This window comes from Pseudoalteromonas sp. S327, from assembly GCF_005886415.1.
Taxonomy (GTDB): Bacteria; Pseudomonadota; Gammaproteobacteria; order Enterobacterales; family Alteromonadaceae; genus Pseudoalteromonas; species Pseudoalteromonas atlantica.
This window is the reverse complement of sequence record NZ_PNDP01000129.1, coordinates 1-230: the sequence shown is the minus strand read 5'-3', so window position 1 is coordinate 230 and position 230 is coordinate 1. Positions and strand designations below refer to the sequence as shown.

1 pseudogene is annotated in these 230 nt (G+C 38.7%); it reads right to left on the bottom strand.

The annotated features are described in order from the left end of the window. Positions 1–211: pseudogene (locus CWB60_RS20425) on the bottom strand (fumarate hydratase); the annotation flags it as partial. Between the last annotated feature and the right edge of the window lie 19 nt (positions 212–230).

The window sequence follows — 230 nt, the reverse complement described above, 5'->3', positions numbered from 1 at the left end:
AAACTTGTCATGACAAATTCGCCTCTTGCCTTCAGCCGACATACGCGAGTTAATTTAATATTTGCGCGATTTCATCTTTTGCAGACTTGCTTTGTTCTTTGTTGTAGGCTTTTTCTAGCGCTTGAACAATATCAAGGGGATGATATAAAGAGCTATATTGCAACGCATCTTCAATGCTATCAATAAAGTCTTGCTGACGGTTTGTACTCATACTGGTTCCTTAAGTTAGC